Source organism: Paraburkholderia sp. (genome assembly GCF_035656215.1).
GTDB lineage: Bacteria > Pseudomonadota > Gammaproteobacteria > Burkholderiales > Burkholderiaceae > Paraburkholderia.
Genome location: NZ_DASRSY010000367.1, coordinates 1 through 1836, shown reverse-complemented (window position 1 = coordinate 1836; position 1836 = coordinate 1). Strand labels below are relative to the sequence as shown.

Below are 1836 nucleotides of genomic sequence, written 5' to 3'. Positions count from 1 at the left end.
TTCTTGCCGAACTGGCCGGTTGCATAGCCGAGCGGTTTGAGCGCCTGAGCGATCGTCATATCGGTCTTCTGCAGGCCAACCGGCGCGCCCGGCGCGCCGACTTTGGACAGCCCGGTACGCAACGGCGTCTGCCCGGTGATGAACGACGAACGGCCCGCCGTACAACTGTTCTCGGCGTAGTAGTCCGTGAAGATCATCCCTTCGTTGGCAACACGGTCGATGTTCGGTGTCTTGTAGCCCACCACGCCACGCGTATACGCACTGATATTCGCCTGCCCGATGTCGTCGCCGAAAATCACGAGGATGTTCGGTTTAGCCGAGTTTTTGGCGGCCGGCTGTTGTTGCGGCGCTTTGGTGGCCGGTGCCCCCGCCGGTTTGGCCGGCGCTTGAGTCTGCGCAGGCGCGTTGATGGATGGAAGAATCAATGCAGCGAATGCGGCGAAGGCGATGACTGTCGCCCCGGCTGCGTAGCGCCCCTTTCGCAGGAACATTCTCATCGTGTCGCTCCAATGGAGTTGACTTCGGTTCACCCGTTGCGCGTTCCTTGCGCGCCGGGTTGCCTCGTAGCGGCCGCAACCTGCACGCGGCTCGCGCTCTCCTGCATCCGTCTACTGCTTCGGTGCGGGATAGATGGTTTGCCAGTCGTCCTTCATGCTGACCACAGTCCAGCCGTCGGCGATCGCTTCGTCCCACGCTCGGTCGAGCTTGCCGATCTTCGAGGTGCGGTCGTAGGCGAATTCGCGTACGGCGTCGTCGTGATGCACGAGCAAGGCGAGGTGCGGGCCGCTGCCGGACGCGGTGTACTGCAGCATCTGCTGATCGCCGTCCGAATTGCCGAACGCGAGAATCGGCTTGCGGCCGATGTTCCGATAGATGCCGACAGGTTTGCCGGGACCGTCATCGACGAAATCGATTTTCGGCTGGCGTACCAGTGCGGCCTGGCCGTCACGCATCTGGTACTGCACCAGCTGACTTGAGCCGATCACCTGCTCGGGGGGAATGCCGTACGCCTTCTCGGCCCACGGACGCATAAATTCGATGGTGCCGCCCGACACGATGAAGGTCTTGAAGCCGTTGGCGCGCAGGTAGGCGAGCAACTCCAGTTGCGGTTGATAGACGAGTTCGGTGTAGGGGCGATTGAATTTCGGATGGCGCGCGCTGGCCAGCCAGTCGCGGATGGTCTTGTCGTACTCGTCCACGGTCATGCCGCTATTGGCGACGGCGACCAGTTGCAGCACCTGTTTCTGCTGGCTCGCCAGCGCGCCGTAGTCTTTCGCCACTAACGCCTTGAAGGCCGGATTTTTCTTCCACTCCGGATGCTTCGGTGCTGCCGCTTTCACCTGGTCGAGCATGAAGGCGAACTGGAAGTACAGCGGCTGCTCGCTCCATAGCGTGCCGTCGTTGTCGAACACCGCGATGCGCCCGGCAGGCGGCACGTAGTTCGGCGAGCCTTCGCGGGTGACGTCGGCGACGAATTTCTCGATCGTCTGCTTTGCCGGTCCGTCACGCCAGGATGGCAGCGCGGCGGTCGAGCTGACTGCCGCCGGCGGCGATACGTTCGCGCTACCAGGCGTCGTGCAACCAGCGGCGCATAGCGCGGCACTGAGCACGACCATTGCGATGCCAAACACCGACCTGAACGCAGGGCGGATCGAACCCACGACACGCACCGACCCACCCGGTTGACAGCTCGATTGCATTCGACCTCCATTCCGATTGCACAATTCCAGTATCTGCGGAGCGCGAAATCTCGCGCGAAACGGCTACAGCTCGAAGATGTGGAGCGCTCTAGCCTCCGTCGGCGTTTGCGGCGCGGGCCGACGCCTGACGGGCTAG

2 protein-coding genes are annotated in these 1836 nt (G+C 62.8%); both read right to left on the bottom strand.

The genetic code is table 11. The features are described from left to right. On the bottom strand, positions 1-497 hold a 497-nt coding region (locus tag VFE81_RS21430; protein ID WP_325046514.1), incomplete at its 3' end, for a sulfatase-like hydrolase/transferase. 111 nt (positions 498-608) lie between these two features. Next, the gene (locus VFE81_RS21425; RefSeq protein ID WP_325046515.1) at positions 609-1616 is read right to left on the bottom strand and encodes an HAD family hydrolase; all 1008 of its coding nucleotides are present in this window, start codon (positions 1614-1616) and stop codon (positions 609-611) included. Positions 1617-1836: the final 220 nt, after the last annotated feature.